The 19,890-nt window shown below is 72.5% G+C and carries 16 protein-coding genes; 11 read left to right on the forward strand and 5 right to left on the reverse strand.

All coding sequences use genetic code 11. The features are described from left to right. Positions 1-32: 32 nt before the first annotated feature. Both lysA and HHX35_RS24925 read left to right on the forward strand, forming a co-directional pair. A complete protein-coding gene (gene lysA, locus HHX35_RS24920; RefSeq protein ID WP_182901164.1) occupies positions 33-1,439 on the forward strand; it encodes a diaminopimelate decarboxylase in 1,407 nt (468 codons plus the stop codon). A gap of 42 nt (positions 1,440-1,481) precedes the next feature. Continuing rightward, positions 1,482-2,789, forward strand: a complete 1,308-nt coding sequence (locus HHX35_RS24925; protein ID WP_182901165.1) for a homoserine dehydrogenase — start codon at positions 1,482-1,484, stop codon at positions 2,787-2,789. Positions 2,790-2,871: 82 nt separating this feature from the next. Here the strand turns inward: HHX35_RS24925 and HHX35_RS24930 are convergent, their stop codons facing one another. Together HHX35_RS24930 and HHX35_RS24935 are read right to left on the reverse strand one after the other, a co-directional pair. Further along, positions 2,872-4,005, reverse strand: coding sequence for a virginiamycin B lyase (locus HHX35_RS24930; protein WP_220505849.1), 1,134 nt, complete (start codon positions 4,003-4,005; stop codon positions 2,872-2,874). A gap of 153 nt (positions 4,006-4,158) precedes the next feature. Next, positions 4,159-4,737 (reverse strand): hypothetical protein, encoded by a 579-nt coding sequence (locus HHX35_RS24935; protein WP_182901166.1) that lies wholly within the window; start codon positions 4,735-4,737, stop codon positions 4,159-4,161. Positions 4,738-5,020: 283 nt separating this feature from the next. Between HHX35_RS24935 and HHX35_RS24940 the strand changes: the two genes are divergently transcribed. Together HHX35_RS24940 and HHX35_RS24945 are read left to right on the forward strand one after the other, a co-directional pair. Continuing rightward, positions 5,021-5,623: a hypothetical protein gene (locus HHX35_RS24940; protein WP_182901167.1), complete on the forward strand. Its 603-nt coding sequence runs from the start codon at positions 5,021-5,023 to the stop codon at positions 5,621-5,623. Further along, positions 5,616-6,638 (forward strand): peptidase, encoded by a 1,023-nt coding sequence (locus tag HHX35_RS24945; protein WP_182901168.1) that lies wholly within the window; start codon positions 5,616-5,618, stop codon positions 6,636-6,638. The genes HHX35_RS24940 and HHX35_RS24945 overlap by 8 nt, the downstream gene beginning before the upstream one ends. A gap of 50 nt (positions 6,639-6,688) precedes the next feature. Here HHX35_RS24945 and HHX35_RS24950 read toward each other — a convergent pair whose 3' ends face one another. Further along, positions 6,689-7,051, reverse strand: coding sequence for a GntR family transcriptional regulator (locus tag HHX35_RS24950; RefSeq protein WP_182901169.1), 363 nt, complete (start codon positions 7,049-7,051; stop codon positions 6,689-6,691). Further along, positions 7,045-8,040: a hypothetical protein gene (locus tag HHX35_RS24955; protein WP_182901170.1), complete on the reverse strand. Its 996-nt coding sequence runs from the start codon at positions 8,038-8,040 to the stop codon at positions 7,045-7,047. Before HHX35_RS24955 ends, HHX35_RS24950 begins: the two co-directional genes overlap by 7 nt. A gap of 215 nt (positions 8,041-8,255) precedes the next feature. Between HHX35_RS24955 and HHX35_RS24960 the strand changes: the two genes are divergently transcribed. The 4 genes from HHX35_RS24960 (at position 8,256) to HHX35_RS24975 (ending at position 13,578) form a co-directional block, all read left to right on the forward strand. After that, on the forward strand, positions 8,256-9,737 hold the full coding sequence (locus tag HHX35_RS24960) for a glycosyltransferase family 39 protein (RefSeq protein WP_310739284.1): 1,482 nt from the start codon (positions 8,256-8,258) through the stop codon (positions 9,735-9,737). Between the two features lie 204 nt (positions 9,738-9,941). Beyond that, the gene (locus tag HHX35_RS24965) at positions 9,942-10,682 is read left to right on the forward strand and encodes a polysaccharide deacetylase family protein (RefSeq protein ID WP_182901171.1); all 741 of its coding nucleotides are present in this window, start codon (positions 9,942-9,944) and stop codon (positions 10,680-10,682) included. 122 nt (positions 10,683-10,804) lie between these two features. After that, positions 10,805-11,920, forward strand: a complete 1,116-nt coding sequence (locus HHX35_RS24970; protein ID WP_310739285.1) for a glycosyltransferase — start codon at positions 10,805-10,807, stop codon at positions 11,918-11,920. Further along, on the forward strand, positions 11,917-13,578 hold the full coding sequence (locus HHX35_RS24975; RefSeq protein ID WP_182901172.1) for a glycosyltransferase family 2 protein: 1,662 nt from the start codon (positions 11,917-11,919) through the stop codon (positions 13,576-13,578). The genes HHX35_RS24970 and HHX35_RS24975 overlap by 4 nt, the downstream gene beginning before the upstream one ends. Before the next feature lie 13 nt (positions 13,579-13,591). Here HHX35_RS24975 and HHX35_RS24980 read toward each other — a convergent pair whose 3' ends face one another. After that, on the reverse strand, positions 13,592-15,139 hold the full coding sequence (locus HHX35_RS24980) for a glycosyltransferase family 2 protein (protein WP_259405371.1): 1,548 nt from the start codon (positions 15,137-15,139) through the stop codon (positions 13,592-13,594). Positions 15,140-15,326: 187 nt separating this feature from the next. Between HHX35_RS24980 and thrC the strand changes: the two genes are divergently transcribed. The 3 genes from thrC (at position 15,327) to rho (ending at position 19,778) form a co-directional block, all read left to right on the forward strand. Beyond that, positions 15,327-16,385: a threonine synthase gene (gene thrC, locus HHX35_RS24985; RefSeq protein ID WP_139575861.1), complete on the forward strand. Its 1,059-nt coding sequence runs from the start codon at positions 15,327-15,329 to the stop codon at positions 16,383-16,385. Positions 16,386-16,428: 43 nt separating this feature from the next. Further along, the gene (gene thrB, locus HHX35_RS24990; RefSeq protein ID WP_182901173.1) at positions 16,429-17,355 is read left to right on the forward strand and encodes a homoserine kinase; all 927 of its coding nucleotides are present in this window, start codon (positions 16,429-16,431) and stop codon (positions 17,353-17,355) included. 413 nt (positions 17,356-17,768) lie between these two features. Continuing rightward, positions 17,769-19,778, forward strand: coding sequence for a transcription termination factor Rho (gene rho, locus HHX35_RS24995; RefSeq protein WP_182901174.1), 2,010 nt, complete (start codon positions 17,769-17,771; stop codon positions 19,776-19,778). Positions 19,779-19,890: the final 112 nt, after the last annotated feature.

Here is a 19,890-nt window from a genome sequence, read left to right on the forward strand (position 1 = left end):
AGTGAATCGCCGGGTCGGCTAGCCTCGTTCGGGTGAGTCGATTCGCCCACCCTGCCGGCGACCTGCACGCCGCCTCAACGATCGTCGCCGTGACCGCCGGACTGCCCGAGGAGCGTCCGCATCACGTGCCCGCCGACCTCAACGCGCTCGAACCGGCCATCTGGCCGCGAACGTCCGGCCGGGCCGACGGCGCCGTCACGATCGGCGGAATCGACGTGCGCGACCTGGCGAAGGAGTTCGGCACGCCTCTGTACGTCATCGACGAGGAGGACTTCCGCTCACGCTGCCGCGAGTACCGGTCCGCCTTCCACGACGGCGAGGTCCACTACGCCGCCAAGGCGTTCCTGTGCCGCGAGGTCGCCCGCTGGATCGACCAGGAGGGGCTCGGCCTCGACGTGTGCAGCGCCGGTGAGCTCGCCGTGGCGCTCAGCGTGGGCTTCCCGCCCGAGCGGATCACGATGCACGGCAACAACAAGTCGCTCGCCGAGCTGGAGAAGGCCGTCCAGGCCGGCGTGGGCCACATCGTGGTCGACTCGTACGAGGAGATCGCCCGCCTCGGCTTCCTCGCCGACGAGCACGGCGTGCGGCCGAAGGTGATGATCCGGGTGACCGTGGGCGTCGAGGCGCACACCCACGAGTTCATCGCGACCGCTCACGACGACCAGAAGTTCGGCCTGTCGCTGAGCAGTGGCGCCGCCGCCGAGGCGGTGCGGCGCATCCTCGCGCTGCCGCAGCTCGAACTGGTCGGCCTGCACTCCCACATCGGGTCGCAGATCACCGACACCGGCGGTTTCGAGGTCGCGGCCCGCCGCCTGGCCCGGCTGCTGGTCGAGATCAAGGAGGAGCACGACGTGGTGCTCCCCGAGCTGGACCTCGGCGGCGGATACGGCATCCCGTACGTCGTGGGCGACGACTCCCTGGACGTCAAGGTCATCGCGGACGGTCTGCGGGAGATCGTCACGAAGGTGTGCGAGTCGGCCGGGCTGCCGGTGCCGCGCCTCACGGTCGAGCCGGGCCGGTCGATCGCCGGAGTGTCCGGCGTGACCCTGTACGAGGCCGGTACGGTCAAGGACGTGGAGGGCCTGCGCACCTACGTGAGCGTCGACGGCGGCATGAGCGACAACATCCGCACGGCCCTGTACGGCGCCGACTACACGGCCGTGCTCGCCTCCCGGGTGAGCCAGGCGGCGCCGATGCTGTCGCGCCTGGTCGGCAAGCACTGCGAGAGCGGCGACATGGTCGTGCGCGACCTGTACCTGCCGGGCGACCTGGCCCCCGGCGACCTGATCGCCGTCGCCGGCACCGGGGCCTACTGCCGGTCGCTGGCCAACAACTACAACTATCTGCCCAAGCCCGCCGTCGTCGCGGTGTCCAACGGCCAGGCGCGGGTCATCATCCGCAGAGAGACCGAGGACGACCTGCTCAGGGGGCAGCTGTGACAGGCCGTCCCGGACAGTCCGGCGGCGAAGCGAGGAGGGGTCGTGAGTAAAGCCAAACCGGCGCTCAGGGTCGCGCTGCTGGGCTGCGGCGTCGTCGGGTCGCAGGTCGTGCGTTTGCTCCACGAACAGGCCGGCGACCTGGCCGCCCGCGTCGGCGCTCCGCTTGAGCTGGCCGGCGTCGCCGTACGCAGGCTGGGGCGCAAGCGGGACGCCGACGTGGACCCCGCGCTGCTCACGACCGACGCGGAGGCCCTGGTCACCCGGGACGACGTGGACATCGTCGTCGAGGTGATCGGCGGCATCGAGCCCGCCAGGTCGCTGATCCTCGCCGCGATGGCGCACGGCAAGTCCGTGGTGAGCGCCAACAAGGCGCTGCTGGCCGAGGACGGCGCGACGATCCACGGGGCCGCCCGCGAGAACGGCGCCGACCTGTACTTCGAGGCGAGCGTCGCCGGGGCGATCCCGCTGCTGCGCCCGCTGCGCGAGTCGCTGGCCGGCGACCGGGTGCGCCGCGTGCTGGGCATCGTCAACGGCACGACCAACTACATCCTCGACAAGATGGACTCCACCGGCGCCTCGTTCAACGACGCGCTGGAGGAGGCCCAGGCGCTCGGGTACGCCGAGGCCGACCCGACGGCCGACGTCGAGGGCTTCGACGCGGCCGCCAAGGCGGCGATCCTGGCCGGCATCGCCTTCCACAGCCGGGTGACGGCCGCCGACGTGCACCGCGAGGGCATCACGGAGATCACCGCGGCCGACGTGGCCTCGGCCAGGGGCATGGGGTACGTCATCAAGCTGCTGGCCATCTGCGCCCGCTCCGACGACGGCCGGTCGGTCGGCGTCCGCGTGCACCCCGCCATGATCCCGAGGTCGCACCCGCTGGCCGGGGTGCGCGAGGCGTACAACGCCGTCTTTGTGGAGGCCGAGTCGGCCGGGCGGCTGATGTTCTACGGCGCGGGCGCGGGCGGCGCGCCCACCGCCAGCGCCGTGCTGGGCGACATCGTCGCCGTGGCGCGCAACCGCATCGCCGGCACCCGCGGGCCGGAGGAGTCGACGTACGCCGACCTCAAGGTCCACCCGATGGGCGACAGCGTCACCCGCTACCACGTGTCGCTGGACGTCGCGGACAAGCCCGGTGTGCTCGCCCGGGTGGCCGAGATCTTCGCCGGCCACGACGTGTCGATCCAGACCGTGCGGCAGGAGGGCCGCGGCGACGACGCCCAGCTCGTGCTGGTGACCCACCGGGCCAGCGACGCCGCCCTGTCGGGCACGATCAAGGACCTGCGCGACCTGAACATCGTCCGCGCGGTCGCGAGCGTCATGCGGGTCGAGGGCGACGACACGCCCTGACGCCGAGGGCGGCGGCTTCGTCTGACGCCGAAGGCACTCCCGGGTGCTCTACCCGGGAGTGCCCGCTGCCGCATCGGTCGAGCTAGAGGGCGACCTTCGCGATCTGGTCGACGTAGTTCTCGGTGAGCCAGACGTTGTCGTCAGGCCCGCTGGTGATGTCGAAGGGCCCGGCGAGACTGGTCGGCATGTTGTACTCGATGATGATCCCCGAGGTGGTGACGCTGGCCGCCGCGTTGCCGAGTTGCTCGGACACCCACAGCCTGCCGTCGGAGCCGCTGGTGATGCCCCAGGGGAAGGCGTTGGAATCGTCCAGTGAGTACTCGGTGAAGTCGCCGTCCGTGGTGACGGAGCCGACCTTCCCGTTGGCGTCGGCATACCACAGGTCGCCGTCCGGCCCGGTGGTGATCCCTATGGGCGTCGCCCCCGAGGAGGGGATGGCGAACTCGGTGATGTCCCCGTCCGGGGTGATCTGGCCGATCTTGCCGGCGAACGATTCGGTGAACCACAGGTTGCCGTCGGGACCGGCCGTGATCCGCATCGGGTAGGCGTCGGCGGTCGGCAGGGAGTACTCCGTGATGGTCCCCGAGGTGGTGATCCGCCCGATCTTGTTGCCGATCGTCTCGACGAACCACAGGTTGCCGTCGGGACCCGCGGTGATGCCCCAGGGGTAGGACCCCGCGCTGGGCAGGGCGTACTCCGTGATGGTCCCCGAGGTGGTGATCCGGCCGATCTTGTCGCCGGTCGCCTCGGTGAACCACAGGGCGCCGTCCGGCCCGGTGGTGATGTGCCCCGGCTCGGCGTCGTCCGTCGGCACGGCGAACTCGGTGAAGTCGCCGCCGGTGGTGACGCGCCCGATGTTGCCGGCGTAGTTCTCCGTGAACCACAGCGCGCCGTCGGGACCCGAGGTGATGCCGACGGGCCCGGACGTATGGGTCGGGGTGTCCATCTCCGAGACCGTGGGAACCCGCGCCGCGTCGCCGGAGCCGGACGACCTGGCGAGCGGGCGCGGCCGGTGGACGGGACACCGCATGTGCCGGTGCTCCGGCATCCGCTTCAGCTTCTGGCAGATCCGCACCCACGGCGGTGGCGGCTTCGGACGCTCGCCCGGCCCGGCGGCGGCACCGGCGGGCAGGCCGGTGAACAGGGGCGCGGCCGTCGCCAGGGCCAGCGCCATCGCCGCGAGCGGGCGGCGGAGGTGTCGTGAGAAGCGGGGCATGGCATCCCTTCGGCTGAGGAGCGACACGAGACGCCGGATCGGAAGCCGTGCCGCCGGCCCGGCGGGCCTCACTATGGCCGACCTGCCTGATCGGCCGCCGAGCCGCCGCGTCCGTGGCGGGTCACGAGACCGCCAACTCCTGAGCGGGGACGGTCAGGCGACCGAGTGCGTGATGGTCCCGGTGTAGACACCGGCGGCCGCGTTGGACGGGATGATGATGACCACGGTGGGCTGCCAGCTCGTCGACATCGGCGTCGCCTGCTTGCGCCCGCTGAACGCGGTGACCGGCGAGGTGAGGGCCACCCGGCTCGCCGCGGTGGGCTGACCGGGGTTGCGGGTGCCCACGCCGGACGACGCGGTGACCGGTCCCGACCAGTAGAAGACGTTCGCCGTCGTGATCGTCTGCGCGGGGGTGCCGCTGCCGGTGGTGAAGTTCGTGGCGGACACGGTCGCCGTCCAGGGAGGGATTCCCGCCCTGGAGTCGGCCACGGTCACCGTGCCCATGGAAGCGCTGATCGTGCCACCCTGCGCGACGCTGCCGAGGTTCGCCGAGCCGGGCACGGTGATCGTCAGCGGGTCGGCCCGCAGGGGGACCAGCGCCGTTCCCGTGTCGGCCCGCGCCGCCGGCACGAGGCCGGGCACGGCGGAAAGCGAGGCGGGCGGCGCGACCGGCGCAGCGATCGACGCGACCAGCGTCGCCGTCACGATCACGCCCGCACCGACCTGCCGCATGTGTGGCCTTCCTCGTCGCCCTGCCGTCGTTCCGCCGTCACGCGGCCGATCTCGCCCGTGAACGACCCACGGCAGGTTAGGGCGCCGAAGCGGCGTCCGGCCGTCGCCACGCCGCGACCAGCCGTAACCGTGGACATCGGGCCGCGCGTCCCCGCCGGTCGTCATCTGATCACAAAGGGTCTCCAGACGCCGGCGGAAGAACCGTGTCGTAGGCCCCTGACCGGCCAGGATGTCACCGACCGCGGCCCGGACGGGGCATCGCATCGAGGGAGGAGATCGGCAGATGGGCAAGAGGAGTGTCGCCGCACCGTCGGCGGGTGCCGCGGGACTGGCGCTGGTCGCGGCGCTGACGATGACGCCGGCGGCGCAGCCCGCTCTGGCGGGCACGTGCCCCGCCTCCACCACCTGCCCCACGACCGTCACCTTCACCGTCAACGCCCCCGACGGCCTGACGATCACCGTGCCCGCCGGTCCCGTCAACATCGGCAGCGGCGCGCCGGGAGGCCAGATCAGCGGTTTCCTGGGCCCGGTGACGGTGTCCGACCAGCGCGCGGTGCTCACCGCGACGTGGGTGGCCACGGTGTCGGCCGCCGCGGGGGGCTTCACCACCGGCGGCGGCACCGCTGCGGAGACCGTGCCCAACACCGAGGTCCTCTACTGGTCCGGCCTGGCGACGGCCACCACCGGCGGTGTCCCCGCCGACTTCAGTCCGGGACAGGCGACCGCCGCGGACGCCCAGTCGCTGGACGTGTCGCGCACCGCGTTCAGCAAGACGAGCGGCTCCGGCGACAACTCCGCCACGTGGAACCCGACCATCGTCGTCAACGTCCCCGCCCAGGCCGTGGCGGGCACCTACACCGGCACGGTCAACCACTCCGTTGCCTGACCGCTCCGCCCGCAGGGCCATCGCCTCCGGCCTGCTCGCGATCGTGCTGCACGCGGCGGCCGTCGCGCCGGCGGCCGCCGCCGGCGACCCGCACCGGCACCGCCCGGAGAGGTTCGGCGTCCGGCTGCTGGAGATTCCCGAGAACCGCCTGGACGATCCGCGCTCGCACGCGTTCATCGTCGACCACGTGAATCCCGGCACCACGTTCACCCGGCGTCTCGAGGTCTTCAGCACCTCGTCGGAGCGGCAGCACGTGAACGTGTATCCCGCCGCGGCCCGGGTCGGCGACGAGGGCTTCACGTTCGCCCCCGCGCGCACCGGCAACGAGCTGACCTCATGGATCACGCTCGACCGGACGGCGGTGGATTTGCCGCCGCACGGTCACGTCCCGGTGACGGCCACCGTCGCGGTGCCGCCCACGGCTTCCAAGGGCGAGCGCTACGCCGTCATCTGGGCGGAGATCTCCTCGGCGTCGCCCGGACCGTCGGGCAACGTCGCGCTCGTCAACCGGATCGGCGTCCGCACCTACCTGGACGTGGGCCCGGGCGGCGAACCGCCGACGAGCTTCCGGATCGGCGAGGTGACCGCCGGGCGCACCGACGACGGGCAACCGCGGCTGGTGGCCGAGGTCGGCAACACGGGGGAGCGCGCCGTCGACCTGGAGGGCGAGGTGCGGCTGTCGGAGGGGCCGAGCGCGCTCAGCGCCGGGCCGTTCCGCAGCACCCGCGCCACCACCCTGCCTCCCGGCGGTCACGGCCTGGTGACCGTGCTGCTGGGCCACGATCTGCCGGCCGGGCCCTGGAGGTTCCGGCTCACCCTGCGCAGCGGCCGCGTCAGCCGTACGGCCGGCGGGACGATCACCTTCCCCCCGGCCGGAGAACGGGCGGTGGCGGAGGGCGACCCCAGTGTGCCGGTCCTCGCGGCCTGCGCCGCCGCGGCCCTCGCCGCCGCGGTCCTCCTGGTCGTGAACCTGCGCCGGTTCCGCCGCCGCCCCCTGGACGGGGAGGCGGCCTGACCCGCTCGCCGGCCCGGCCCGTACGGGCACCACACCCGGCGAGGGGCGGATCAGCGCTCCGCCAGAGCCCTGCGGACCGCGTCGAGGGCCTCCTCCTCGGAGGCCCCGAGGTGTCGCACGGCGCCGGCGAACTCCTCGGCGGCCTCGCGCAGGCGCAGGCGACCGCCCTGCGCGGCGAGATCGGTGATCGTCGCCGCGCGACCCCGGCGCAGTTCTACCAGGCCCTCGTCGCGCAGTTGCTGGTAGCCGCGTAGCACGGTGTGCAGGTTGATGCCGAGCGCCGCCGCGACGGCGCGCGCCGACGGCAGTTTGTCGCCGGGGACGGCCGCGCCCCTGGCGACCGCCGCGCGCACCGAGGCCGCCACCTGGTCGGCGAGGGGCTGAGCGGAGGACGGATCGACGACGATCAGCACCCGGCGGCTCCCCTGACACGGGCGAGAGACGCGTTCACCAGCGCGGCGGCCGTATCGGCGGTCCGGGTCGAGTACAGGAACTCCCGGCCGTCGGTGAGCCGGAGGGCCAGCACCGGACCGCGGCCGCTCACGTATCCCCACCCCTTACTGCCGCCGATCAGGCCGCCGGGGCCCATCCCGGATCCTCTCGGCCGCGCCGAAGCGAACTGCACCGCATCGTACGGCAGGGTCCGGCGCAGACCGCCGAGCCAGGGCAGGGTCACCTCCACGCCCCGGTCGTCGACGCGGAGCCGGGTGCGGGCCTGGAGGATCAGGAAGACCCCCAGAAGCGCCGCCATCGTGGGCGGCTGCCAGAAGGGCGAGAAGTCGGGAGCCCAGAACCAGGCCAGGGCGAGGAACGCCGCGCCCTGGAGCAGCGGGGCGCGGTGCCAGGTGGTCACGGCGTAGACGGCCCGCTGATTGGGCGCGAGCGAAAGCATGGGAACCCCCGGGGGCGGCGTGCCGACCGCCCGGGGGACGGAGGGCGGCGGGCCGGCCAGCCACCAGCCCGCGACGGCCGCGAGAAGGGTGAGCGCGATCTCCGCCGGAGTCGCCCACGCCTGTCGCGGCACCGGGTGCTCGGCGTCGATCAGCGCCGCCACCGCGAAGCCGTTCGACGCCCCGATGGAGACGCCAATGGCCAGGGAGCTCGCGGTCACCCAGCGCTGCAACTCCGGCCAGCGCCCGTAGTGCATGAACATGGCGACGCACGCCACTTCGGCGACCCCCGCGATGAAGACGGCGTCGGTCCACCACCGGCGCAGGCCGGCCGATGGGTCGGGGCTCCAGCCCGCCGCGTCCAGCGCCTGGTCCGTCAGCCGGTGCCGGAAGACGACGACGAGCAGCAGCGGGACGAGCGGGATCAGGAACGGGGGCGCCGCGGTCAGGATCAACCGGCGGAGCCGACCGGTGTCGTGCCGGGGGACATCGTGCTGGGGAACGTCGGACACGACCCACCTCCCAAACTGTTTGCATGTCACTATAACAAGCAAACAGTTCTGCGAGGAGTCCCCACGGAGATCTCGTACGGTGGAGCCCGGCATGTCCGGAAGCGCAGGGTGGTCGCGGGCAATGACTCGATCGGATAACGGCCCGCCGATCCGCGCGTCCGTGCGTGTTCGATGTCCTTGATGCGGCCTGAAATGATCAGTTCTTTGGGGGAAGCGTGGTTACGGGCGAGGCGGTCCGGACGTCCGGCCAGAGGACGGGTGCTGACGCGAAGGACTGGCCCCGCTGGACCCCGCTGCTCGCGGGCCTGCTGACCACCTGTGTCGCCGTCTCCGGCACCACGGCGTCGCTGTCGGGCGACGAGGTGGCGACCTACAGCGCCGCGGTGGCCCGGCCGCTGAGCGGGCTGTGGGGACTCGTCCAGCAGATCGACGGCCACTTCCTGCCCTACTACCTGCTCATCCATGTCTGGTCATGGCTCGGGGAGGCCGAGTGGTGGCTGCGCCTGCCCTCTGCCCTCGCGGCCGGTGTGGCGGCGGGCTTCCTGGCCGACCTCGGCCGCCGGCTGGCCGGTCCTCGGGCGGGCGTGCCGGCCGCGGCGCTGTTCGCCGTCCTGCCGTCGGTGTCCTATCACGGTGCCAACGCCCGGCCGTACGCGTTCGCGGCGGCGGCGGCCGTCGTCTCCGCCTGGGCGCTGCACCGGGTGGCCGAGGCGCCCACAGGCTCCCGGATCCGCTGGTACGCGGCGTCGGTGGCGCTGCTCGGCTGCACGCACCTGTTCTCGGTCCTGGTGCTTCCGGCCCAGTTCCTGGCCGCCCTGCTCGTCCTGCCCCGCCGTACGTTCCTGACCAGGATCGTCCCCGCGACGGCGGTGGGGTGCGTCCCCCTCGCGATCCTCGCCCTGGTGGGCTGGGGCGAGCGCCACGCGATCAGCTGGATCCAGCCGCACGGGCCCGACGTGCTGCTGAAGTTCCCCAAGCACGCGGCGGGCTCCGACCTCGCCGGGCCGCCGCTGTTCGCCCTCGCCGTCGTGGGGGTGGTGATCCTGCTGCGCAGGTCGGTCCCCTGGGGCGTCCTCGCCGGCGGCTGGCTCGTCCTCCCGCCCGTGCTGCTGCTCGTGATCGACGCGCTGGTGACCCCGGCGTACGTGGACCGTTATGTGTTCGTCGCGGCGCCCGCCCTGGCCCTGGCGGGAGGCGTGGCCCTGGCCTCGGTCCGCCTGGCCCCCGTCCCCTTCGCGCTGGTCTGCGCGCCCGTCGTCCTGGCCGTCGCGCTGCTGGGGCTGCCCGCACAGGCCGACTACCGGCAGCGCAACGGCCACTACGACGACTTCCCCGGCGCGGTCGGCGTGATCCGGGCGCGGGTGCGCCCCGGCGACGCCATCGTGTACGGCCAGAGCCGGCTGCGCACCGGCTTCGTCTACTACGGCCGCGAGGGCCTCCCCGACGACGTGCTTCTCCGGGGGCCGGGCCCGGCCTTCGAGTACGCGGAGCGGGACGACCTCGCCGAGGCCCTGGCGGGGCGCCGCCGGGTCTGGGTGGTCTGGCGGGGGACGAAGCAGGCCGGGCTGACGGGGAAGAAGATCCCCAAGGTGGCCGCCGTGCGCGCGGCCGGATATCGGCTCTCGACGGCCTGGCACTCGGCGGAGCTGCCGGGCCTGAGCGTCGCACTGTTCGAGCGCGTGCGCGGCAAGGGCTGAGATTTGTGGACCGTTTCATCACGGTTGGACATCGCGCGAAAGAGTAATTGCCAAATGTGAGTAAAGTTTCTCTTCATGCGACTTACGGTGAAGAGACTTCTGCCTGCCTGTCTCCTAACCGCGGCGTCGATCGCGGGACTCCAGGATCCGGCCGCGGCGACGGCAGGCTCCGCCGTCCTCGGACGGGCGGCGGCCCCCGCGCACGTGGATCAACAGCAAGCGCGGGCGGCCAGGGTGCCGACCGTGGTCCTCACCTTCGACGACGGCACGGCCGACCACCTCGCCGTCGCCAGAATGCTGAGCAGGCGCGGCCTCAAGGGCACCTTCTACGTCAACAGCGGCCGCCTCGGCAAGCGCGGCTTCCTGAGCGTCGCCGCACTGCGGGCCATCGCGAAGGAGGGCCACGAGATCGGCGGCCACACTCTTCAGCATCCGCACCTGCCGGAGATGTTCGACGCGGCGCAGCAGACGGAGATCTGCGACGACAGGCGGGCGCTGCTGAAGATGGGCTTCGCCGTGCGGTCGTTCGCCTATCCCTTCGGTGCCTCGGACGAGGCGAGCAAGCGGATCGCGATGAACTGCGGCTACAACAGCGCGCGCGACATCAACGGCCTGTACCGGCCGGACAGCTGTAGCGCCTGCCCGGTCACGGAGACGATTCCGCCCGCGGACCTCGCCGCCGTACGCGTCACGAGCCAGACCCGCCTGCCGCGCACGGCCCGCACGCTGCGTGAGTTCGTCACGCGCGCCCAGCGGGAGGGCGGCCCCGGCATGGTGACCTTCGTGTTCCACGAGATCAAGGACGAGCCGCGGGACAAGTACGCGACGGCGCCCAAGGAGTTCGCCGCCTTCATCGACTGGGTGGCCCGGCAGCGGAAAGCCAAGAAGATCGACGTGAGGACGCTGGGCGACCTCGTCGGCGGGGGCGTGTCGCCCGTTCCGTGATCCCGGCCGCCGCGCCAGGTCACAGCGAGTCGTCAGGTTGACCGCAAGGGTCACAGGGATTCACAAGGTTCGGCTGATAAAAGTTCACCAGCCTGTAAAAACGGACGCGCGGGAGGGACACCGTGACGGTGACGACCGGCATGTGCTCGCCGTACGGCTTCACGCGCAGTCCCACGGAGGAGACCGCGACGCTGTCCTGGAGCGACGGCGGGTGGACGATGGGAGGCCGGCCGTTGGCCGTCCCCCCGCAGGCCGCCGACGTCGCCGCCCTCCGGCCGCTGCGCGGGCTTCGGGTGGAGTGGCCGGAGGAGCCCGCCGCCGAGGCGCTGGACGCGGTCGGCGGCCTGGCCGCCGCGGGGGTGCCGCTCACCTTTCGTGATCCGCCGAGGTGGGTGCGCGAGGCCGATCCCGTGCTCGCCGGCCTGGCCACGGCCTGGACCCCCGAGGCCGGCGACGGCAGGCCCGACTCGGTCGCCGACCTGCGCAGGGAAGAGCACAGCGTGCGCCTGCGCAGGCACGCGCTGCGGGCCAGGGGTGTCGGCACCGGCCTCGCCCCGGTGACCGTCGTCATGGCCACGAGGCGGCCCCACTACGTGGGCCACGCGCTGCGGCAGCTCGCCCGCCAGCGCGGCGTCGGGCTGGAGGCGGTCGTCGCCCTGCACGGGTTCCCGGCCGCGCGGGTGCGCGAGGCGGTCGAGGAGTTCCCCCACCCGATAACGGTGATCGAGGCCGAGCCGGACGCGCCGCTTGGGACCGTGCTCAACATGGCGGCGGCACGGGCGTCCACCGGCATCGTCGCCAAATGGGACGACGACGACTGGTACGGCCCCGAGCACCTGGCCGACCTGCTGCTGGCCATGGCCTATTCCGGGGCGGAGCTGGTCGGGACCGCGCCGGAGTTCTTCTACCTCCAGCCTCTCCACACGACGATCCGCCGCGTGGACTACAGCAGCGAGGTGTGGGCCGACCACGTCGCGGGTGGCACGATCCTGCTCGGCCGCGAGATCTTCGAGCAGGCCGGCGGCTTCGGGCCGCGGGACCGCGGGGAGGACGCGCACCTCCTGCGCGCGGTCGAGGCGGCCGGCGGCCGCGTCTACCGCACCCACGGCCTGGGCTACGTCCTGCGGCGATCGGTCGGCGCCGACCACACCTGGAACCTTCCTCTTGCCCACTTCCTGCGAGTCGCCGCGAACCAGTGGCGCGGCTTTCGCCCGAGTGTGATTTTGGAAGCACGATGACGCCACGCATCAGGGGAAACGACTACACCGTCCTCCAGCCGCCCGCCCTCGGGTCGTCGTGGACGCCCCGCCTGCGGGTCAGCGTGGTGATCCCCGCCTACGCCGACCAGGTCAAGCTCGATCTCACGCTCGCCGGGCTGGCCAGGCAGACGTACCCGGCCGACCTGCTCGAAGTGATCGTGGTCGACAACGGCAGCGAGCCGCCGCTGCGCCTTCCGGAGATCCGGCCCCGCGACACGCGGCTGCTGGTCTGCGCGGCACCGGGCCGGGCCAGGGCGCGCAACACCGGGCTGGCCGCCGCGACGGGCGACGTCATCCACTGGATGGACTCCGACGTCGTTCCCGAACCGGAGGAGGTGGAGGCGCACATGCGCTGGCACCACCTCGCGCCCTATCTGTCGGTCACCTCCTATCTGCGCTTCACCACCGCCCCGCTGCCCTGCCCCGCGGACGTCGCGGGAACGGACGACCTGGCGAAGCTCTTCGAGCCGGCGGAGCCGCACGCCTGGATCGAGGACCTGGTGCAGCGGTCGGACGGGCTGCTCAGCTCGCCGCGGCCGTTCAGCATCCACATCGGCGGCGCCTCGTCGGTCTCCGCACGGCTGTTCGAGCGGGCCGGGCCGATGGACCCCGCGATGATCCTCGGCCAGGACACCGAGATGGGTTACCGGCTCGCGCAGGCGGGCGCGGTCTTCATCCCCGACCCGCAGGCCAGGGCCTACCATCTCGGCCCGTCGATGCGCATGCGCGACAGCGCGCCGATCAGCCGGGTCAGCCACGCCCTGGTCACCGACCGGGTCCCCGGCTACCGGTGGCTGCGCACCCATCCCTCGCGGCAGTGGAAGGTCCCGCAGGTGGAGGTCCTCGTGGACGCCGCCGCGGGGTCGTACGACGACGTCAGGGCCACCGTGGACGGCGTGCTGGCCGGCACGGTGACCGACCTCGCCGTGGTGCTCACCGGTCCATGGGACGAGCTCGCGCCCGAGCAGCGCGCGCCGCTCAAGGACCCGCGCCTCGACCTCGTGCTGCTGCGGGCCCACTACACCCACGAGGGCCGGGTGCGGCTGGCCACGACGGCGTCCGACACCCAGTCGCCCTACCGCCTGCGCATCCCGCCCGGCTGGGTGCCGGAGGAGGACAGCCTCGGACGGCTGCTCGACGTGCTGCGCGGGCGGGAACGCGGACTGGTGAGCGTGCTCCTGGCCGAGGATCCCGAAGGCGTCACCGCCGCCCGCCTGGAACGCACGGAGGCGTTCTCCCGCGCCGCCCTCGTCGCCGAGGAGGGCGAGGACCTCGACGACGCCGTCGACGAGATGTTCGGCACTTACTGGGTCGACGGCGAGACCTTCGGCTTCCGGGCCGCCGCGGAGGCCCCGGCCTATGTGAATCCGCGCACCGCCTATCGCAAGCGGGTGCAGGCGCAGGCCGAGGTCGAGCGGCTGACCAAGGAGGTCGAGCGGCTGCGCGGGCAGGTGACCAGATGGCGCGACGAGGCGGCGCGGTGGCGCAAGTCCGCCGTCGAGTTCCGCCGGGAGATCGGCACCCTGCGGCGGCAGGTCTCGGCGCTGCGCGGGCAGATCTCGGCGCTGCACCGCGCCCGGGGCCTGCGTGGCATCGCCCGGGGTTTCAGCCGGCCCTTCACGTTCAAGAAGAGCTGACCGCCCCGTCCTGTCAGGAGCGGCGGAACAGGCCGCGGCGGCGCGCCGGTGTGGCCTCCGGTTGCGGGGCATGAGCCGACGCCGGTTCCGGGGCCTGGGCCGCGGCCGGTTCCGGGGTGGTCCGCGGCGCGGCGGACGCGGCCGGTTTCGCCGGCGTCCTGGCAGGCTCATCGAACTCGCTCGCCGCGCCGTGCCGCACGCCGTGGGTCTGGGCGATCACGTCGGCCCGGTCCTCGCCTGGCGTGGCGAGCCGGCGGGCGCGCGCGACGGCCTCGGTCCGTTCCAGGGTGGCCGTGCCCCCGCCGGGCAGATCCAGGACCAGCAGGCCGATCCGCTCCTCCGACATCGCCTTGACCGCCCGCTCCAGCAGCGCCGGAGCCGGCGGGGCGTCGACGGGCGCCGTGTAGCGGAAGGGGGCGGGCGCGGCGGTCGGAGCCGCCCGCTCCGCGAACCGCACCCGCGCGTCGTGCCCGAACGCCGCCCTGACCAGGGCGAGGTCGAAGGCGCCGGTTCCCGGCGCCCACCTGCGTCCGCCTTCGAGCGACGACCAGGGGCCGGCCAGCGTCACCACGACGTCGGTGAGTGTGCCGCGCAGCACCGCGTCGACCGCGGCGACGATCCGCCGCTCGTCCGCCCCGGTCACGTCGAAGACGACCTCGACGTACGGCACGAGCCAGCGCCGGCCGGGCTCCTTGCGCAGGTCGCGGCGGAGCGGGACCCGGTGCGCCAGGTGGGCCTCGACGAGCCGGACGATCGACTTGCCGTGTTCACCGCGCTGGGCCGGCAGGCCGAGATGCACGGCGCGGGCCTTCATGTCGGGGACGAACACCGCCCCCGCCTGGGCGAGCCGGTAGGCGAACTCGGTGTCCTGGCCGCGCACCACCTCGGGGTCGAAGCCCCTGACCTCGTCGAGCAGGGCCCGCCGCAGGGAGACCGTCGGGCCGGTGCACACCTGGTAGGGGTTCTTGCTGGCCCGCAGGCCGTCGAGGCGGCGGATGGTCTCCTCGGTCGAGCTGGACACCAGCGCCGACGGGTCGAACAGGTCCTCGGGCGAGCCGTGCCGTACGGCCTCGTGGACCTGCCCGGGGGTGAGGGCCGGCTCCTCGGCGAACTTCTTGCCGCCGATGGTGACGAGGTAGTCGGTGAGGTGATGCCAGCGGAACAGCGCCTCCAGGTGCTCCCGCGAGATCACCATGTCGGCGTCGAGACGCTGCACGATCTCGCCCTCGGCCGCCGCGATGCCGGCGTTCATCGCGTGCCCGGCGCCCCATCCGCCGGGCGGGACGACCACGACACGGGTGTTTTCCGGCCGCAGGTCGGGCAGGCGCAGCGGAGGGTCGCTGCGGTCGTCCACCACGATCACCTCGGTGAGGTGCGCGGGATAGGTCTGCGCGGCCAGCGCGGCCAGCGTCAGGTCGAGGCGGTGCTGCCCGCCGTGCGCGGGGATGACGACACTCGCGCTGAGTATGGGCGTCCAGCCGCCGATGGGCGGCGGCGTGAGCGGAGAGTAGTCGTTGTGGCGAATCCTCGGCCGGGGCTCCACGCCCGTCAGGTGGGCCAATCCTCGTCCTCTACAGCGATGGTCAAAGGGCTGGTCCACACTAGCGAAACCCGCTGACGGTTCCCTAAGGTGACGCCCATTATGTCCATTTGGTGGACAACGGAGTCCGCACGTCAAACGGTTGGCCGTAGACTCGGTGACCGATACCCCTGGTGACACGCGTGTGCGCGCGTGGGAGGAGCGACCAATGTTCAGGGCTTGGCGTGGCCTGATCGAGGAGTACCGCGACCGTCTGCCGGTCTCCACGACGACGCCCGTGGTGACCCTGCTCGAGGGCGGTACGCCTCTCGTCCCGGCCAGGCGGGTGTCCCAGATCACGGGCTGTGACGTCCATCTCAAGGTCGAGGGCCTCAACCCGACCGGCAGCTTCAAGGACCGCGGCATGACCGTGGCGATCAGCAAGGCCGTGGAGGAGGGCGCCCAGGCGGTCATCTGCGCGTCCACCGGCAACACCAGCGCCTCGGCCGCCGCCTACGCCGTACGGGCCGGGCTGACCTGCGCCGTCCTCGTGCCGCGCGGGAAGATCGCGATGGGCAAGCTCGCCCAGGCCCTGGTGCACGGCGCCAGGCTGCTCCAGGTCGAGGGCTCGTTCGACGACTGCCTCGAGATGACCAGGAAGCTGGCGGAGACCTACCCGATCGCGCTGGTCAACTCCGTCAACCCGCACCGCCTGCAGGGCCAGAAGACGGCGGCCTTCGAGATCGTCGACGCGCTCGGCGACGCGCCCGACGTCCACTGCATCCCGGTCGGCAACGCCGGCAACATCTCGGCCTACTGGATGGGCTACAAGGAGTACGCCGACGACGGCGTGGCCACCAAGCGGCCGCGCATGCTGGGATTCCAGGCGAGCGGCGCGGCGCCGCTGGTCGGCGGCAGCCCCGTGACCCACCCGCAGACGATCGCCACGGCGATCAGGATCGGCAACCCCGCCTCGTGGCGCCTCGCCGAGGCCGCGCGCGACGAGTCCGGCGGCGACATCCAGGCCGTGACCGACCGCCAGATCGCCGCGGCGTACAAGCTGCTCGCGCAGGAGGAGGGCGTGTTCGTCGAGCTCGCCTCCGCCGCGAGCGTCGCCGGCCTGCTCCAGGCGCACGAGCAGGGCCTGCTCACGCCGGGGCAGCGGGTCGTGTGCACCGTGACCGGCAACGGCCTGAAGGACCCCGACTGGGCCATCTCCGGCGCTCCGGCGCCCGTGACGATCCCGATCGACGCCTACGCCGCCGCGGCCGCGCTGGGACTGGCCTGACCGGCCCCCTCATTCCCGCCCATCAAAGGGTTCAGGTGACGAATTGACGGACAGTCACGGCGTCGTCGTCCGCGTGCCGGCGACGAGCGCCAACCTCGGCCCCGGTTTCGACAGCCTCGGCCTCGCGCTCGACCTGTACGACGAGGTGGAGGCCGAGATCTCCGGCTCGCCCGGCGTGCGGATCGCCGTGGAGGGCCAGGGCGCCGGTGAGCTGGACGAGGGCGAGGGTCACCTCGTCGTCAGGACGATGCGCGCGACGTTCGACCGCATGGGGTTCGCCCAGCCGGACGGCATCGCGCTGCGCTGCCACAACCGCATTCCGCACGCGCGCGGGCTCGGCTCGTCGTCGGCGGCCATCTGCGCCGGCATCCTCGCGGCCCGCGCCCTCGCACGCGGGCGGGGCGCGGGGGATCTGCCGGACGCCGAGGTGTTCGCGCTGGCCACGGAGCTGGAGGGGCATCCCGACAACGTGGCGCCGTGCCTGGCGGGCGGTCTCACCATCGCCTGGACGGACCAGTCGCGTACGGCGAGTATGGTGAAACTGACTCCGCACGAGGACGTCCGGCCGGTGGTGTTGATCCCGGATTTCCGGTTGTCCACGGAGGAGGCTCGGGGGCTGCTGCCGAAGGACGTACCGCATTCGGACGCGGCGGCCAACGCGGGGCGGGCGGCTCTGCTCGTCGCGGCGCTCACGCAGATACCGGAACCGGATCTCCTGCTCGCCGCCACCGAAGACCGCCTGCACCAGAGGTACCGCGCGCCCGCGATGCCCCGCACCGCCGAACTGGTGCGACGGCTCCGCGAGGCCGGGGTGCCCGCCGTCGTCTCGGGGGCCGGTCCGACGGTTCTCGCGTTGACGACTCGGGATACCAAGGATTTGATCGCGCCAGAAGTGGGTAATGACTGGCACATCCAGCCAATGAACGTCGACCCGCTTGGTGCGTACGTTCGGTTTCCCGAGACACGCTGATGCTTCTTCGACCTTCAGGGAATAGCTGTGCGCGCTGGTGATGTTAGGCTGATAGCCGCACCAGGTGCCCCCGTGTTGGGTGCGTGCTTGTCATTCGCACATCGCTGCACTTCGCCTCGCGTCCTTCGACGCGGGCAGGGCGATTTCCCCGAAACCGTTTCCTCCAGTCGGCACACCCTCGGGTGGCATGGCCGGAGGCGGCGTTCTCGGAGACATGCGCGTTCGAACCACCAAGACATCTGGTCGGTGGCGGCAATCCGGGGGATCGCCCCCGGGCACCTACCGCTCGCGAATCCCGAGGGTCACCGACACATGAGATTCGCGAAGCCCGACCCGGTCTGTCCCGCCGGGTCGCATCACCGGGACGCCTGGACGCACGATTCTGGCGCCCGACCCCTGGGAAGGACCCTTAGTTGAGCGACACCACCGAACTCCTCTCCGACGGCCAGGCCGCCGGCGACACCCCCACTTCCGCCCCGGCCCGTCCGCGACGTCGCTCCGGCACCGGCCTGGCTGGCATGGTGCTCCCCGAGCTTCAGGCCCTGGCGACCAGCCTCGGCATCACGGGGACCGGACGGATGCGCAAGAGCCAGCTCATCGCGGCCATCCAGGAGAAGCAGGGCGGATCGGGAGAGGCCGCGGCCGAGCCGAAGGCCGCCGCCGAAGCGCCCGCCGTCGTCGAGCGCCCCGCCCGTGGCCGTCGGGAACGTTCCCGCGCCGCCGCGGCGCCCGCACCCGAGGCCGCGCCCGCCGCCACGCCTGCCGCCGAGCCCGTCGTCGCGGCTCGTGAGGAGCGTCCCGTGGTCGAGGCCGCGCCGGCCGTGGCCGCCGAGGCCACGCAGAACGGCGTCGCCGCCGTCGCCGAGCCGCAGGCCGAGGCCGCCCAGTCCGAGACCCGCGCCGAGCGGCCCGAGCGCGGCGACCGCCGCGAGCGCCGCACGCGCGGCGAGCGGGGCGAGCGAGGCCGCGAGCGTGACGGCCGCAGTGACCAGCGCGGTGACCAGCGCGCCGCCGACGCTGGAGACGGCGGCCAGGGCCGTCGTGACCAGCAGGGCCGCGGCGACAACCGCGGTGACAATCGCGCCGACGGCCGTGATGGCCGTGACGGGCGTGACGGCCGTGACGGCCGCTCCGACGGGCGCGGCGACAGCCGTACGGACAGCCGCGCCGACGGCAAGGGCGACCAGCAGGGCGAGGACGGCCGCGGGCGCCGTGGCCGCTTCCGCGAGCGTGGCCGCCGCGGGCGCGACCGCTTCGAGGGCAACGAGCCGGTCATCGGCGAGGACGACGTCCTGATCCCGATCGCCGGCATCCTGGACATCCTCGACAACTACGCCTTCGTGCGGACCAGCGGCTACCTGCCGGGCTCGAACGACGTCTACGTCTCGCTCGCCCAGATCCGCCGCAACGGCCTGCGCAAGGGCGACGTCATCACCGGCGCCGTCCGGCAGCCGAGGGACGGCGAGCGGCGCGAGAAGTTCAACGCCCTCGTCCGCCTCGACACCGTCAACGGGATGGACCCGGAGCAGGCCCGTCAGCGGCCCGACTTCAACAAGCTCACGCCGCTCTACCCGCAGGAGCGCCTGCGCCTGGAGACCGAGCCGAACGTCCTGACCACGCGGATCATCGACCTCGTCTCGCCGATCGGCAAGGGTCAGCGCGGCCTGATCGTGTCGCCGCCCAAGGCCGGCAAGACCATGGTGCTCCAGGCGATCGCCAACGCGATCACGCGCAACAACCCCGAGTGCCACCTGATGGTCGTCCTCGTGGACGAGCGTCCTGAAGAGGTCACCGACATGCAGCGGTCGGTCAAGGGCGAGGTCATCCACTCGACCTTCGACCGCCCGGCCGAGGACCACACCACCGTCGCCGAGCTCGCCATCGAGCGGGCCAAGCGCCTGGTGGAGCTGGGCCACGACGTCGTCGTCCTGCTCGACTCGATCACCCGTCTCGGGCGCGCGTACAACCTCGCGGCGCCCGCGAGCGGCCGCATCCTGTCCGGTGGTGTCGACTCGACCGCGCTCTACCCGCCGAAGCGGTTCTTCGGCGCCGCCCGCAACATCGAGAACGGCGGCTCGCTGACGATCCTTGCCACGGCTCTCGTCGAGACCGGCTCCAAGATGGACGAGGTCATCTTCGAGGAGTTCAAGGGCACCGGCAACATGGAGCTCAAGCTCAACCGGTCGCTCGCGGACAAGCGCATCTTCCCTGCGGTGGACGTGGACGCGTCCGGCACCCGCAAGGAGGAGATCCTCATGGCCAAGGAGGAGCTGTCCATCGTCTGGAAGCTCCGCCGCGTCCTCCACGCCCTCGACATGCAGCAGGCGCTGGAGCTCCTTCTCGAGAAGATGAAGGAGACCAAGTCCAACGCCGAGTTCCTGCTCCAGGTGCAGAAGACCACGGTCAGCAACGACCGCGACTGACGCCCTTTCGACCGACGCCCCGGACGGCCGCGCCGTCCGGGGCGTCGGCGTGATCCGCCGATCCGCCGCCCGCCACCACCCCGGCCGGCCCCGGGAATAGCACATGGCCTGG

This window comes from Microbispora sp. H10830 (assembly GCF_014161375.1).
GTDB classification, from domain to species: domain Bacteria; phylum Actinomycetota; class Actinomycetes; order Streptosporangiales; family Streptosporangiaceae; genus Microbispora; species Microbispora catharanthi.

What these genes read in the sequence shown, in the direction of transcription:
- HHX35_RS24930 (WP_220505849.1), bottom strand. Translation starts at nt 4,005, where the DNA reads ATGCCCCGCTTCTCACGACACCTCCGCCGCCCGCTCGCGGCGATGGCG.
- HHX35_RS24935 (WP_182901166.1), bottom strand. Translation starts at nt 4,737, where the DNA reads ATGCGGCAGGTCGGTGCGGGCGTGATCGTGACGGCGACGCTGGTCGCG.
- HHX35_RS24940 (WP_182901167.1), top strand. Translation starts at nt 5,021, where the DNA reads ATGGGCAAGAGGAGTGTCGCCGCACCGTCGGCGGGTGCCGCGGGACTG.
- HHX35_RS24975 (WP_182901172.1), top strand. Translation starts at nt 11,917, where the DNA reads ATGACGCCACGCATCAGGGGAAACGACTACACCGTCCTCCAGCCGCCC.
- thrC (WP_139575861.1), top strand. Translation starts at nt 15,327, where the DNA reads ATGTTCAGGGCTTGGCGTGGCCTGATCGAGGAGTACCGCGACCGTCTG.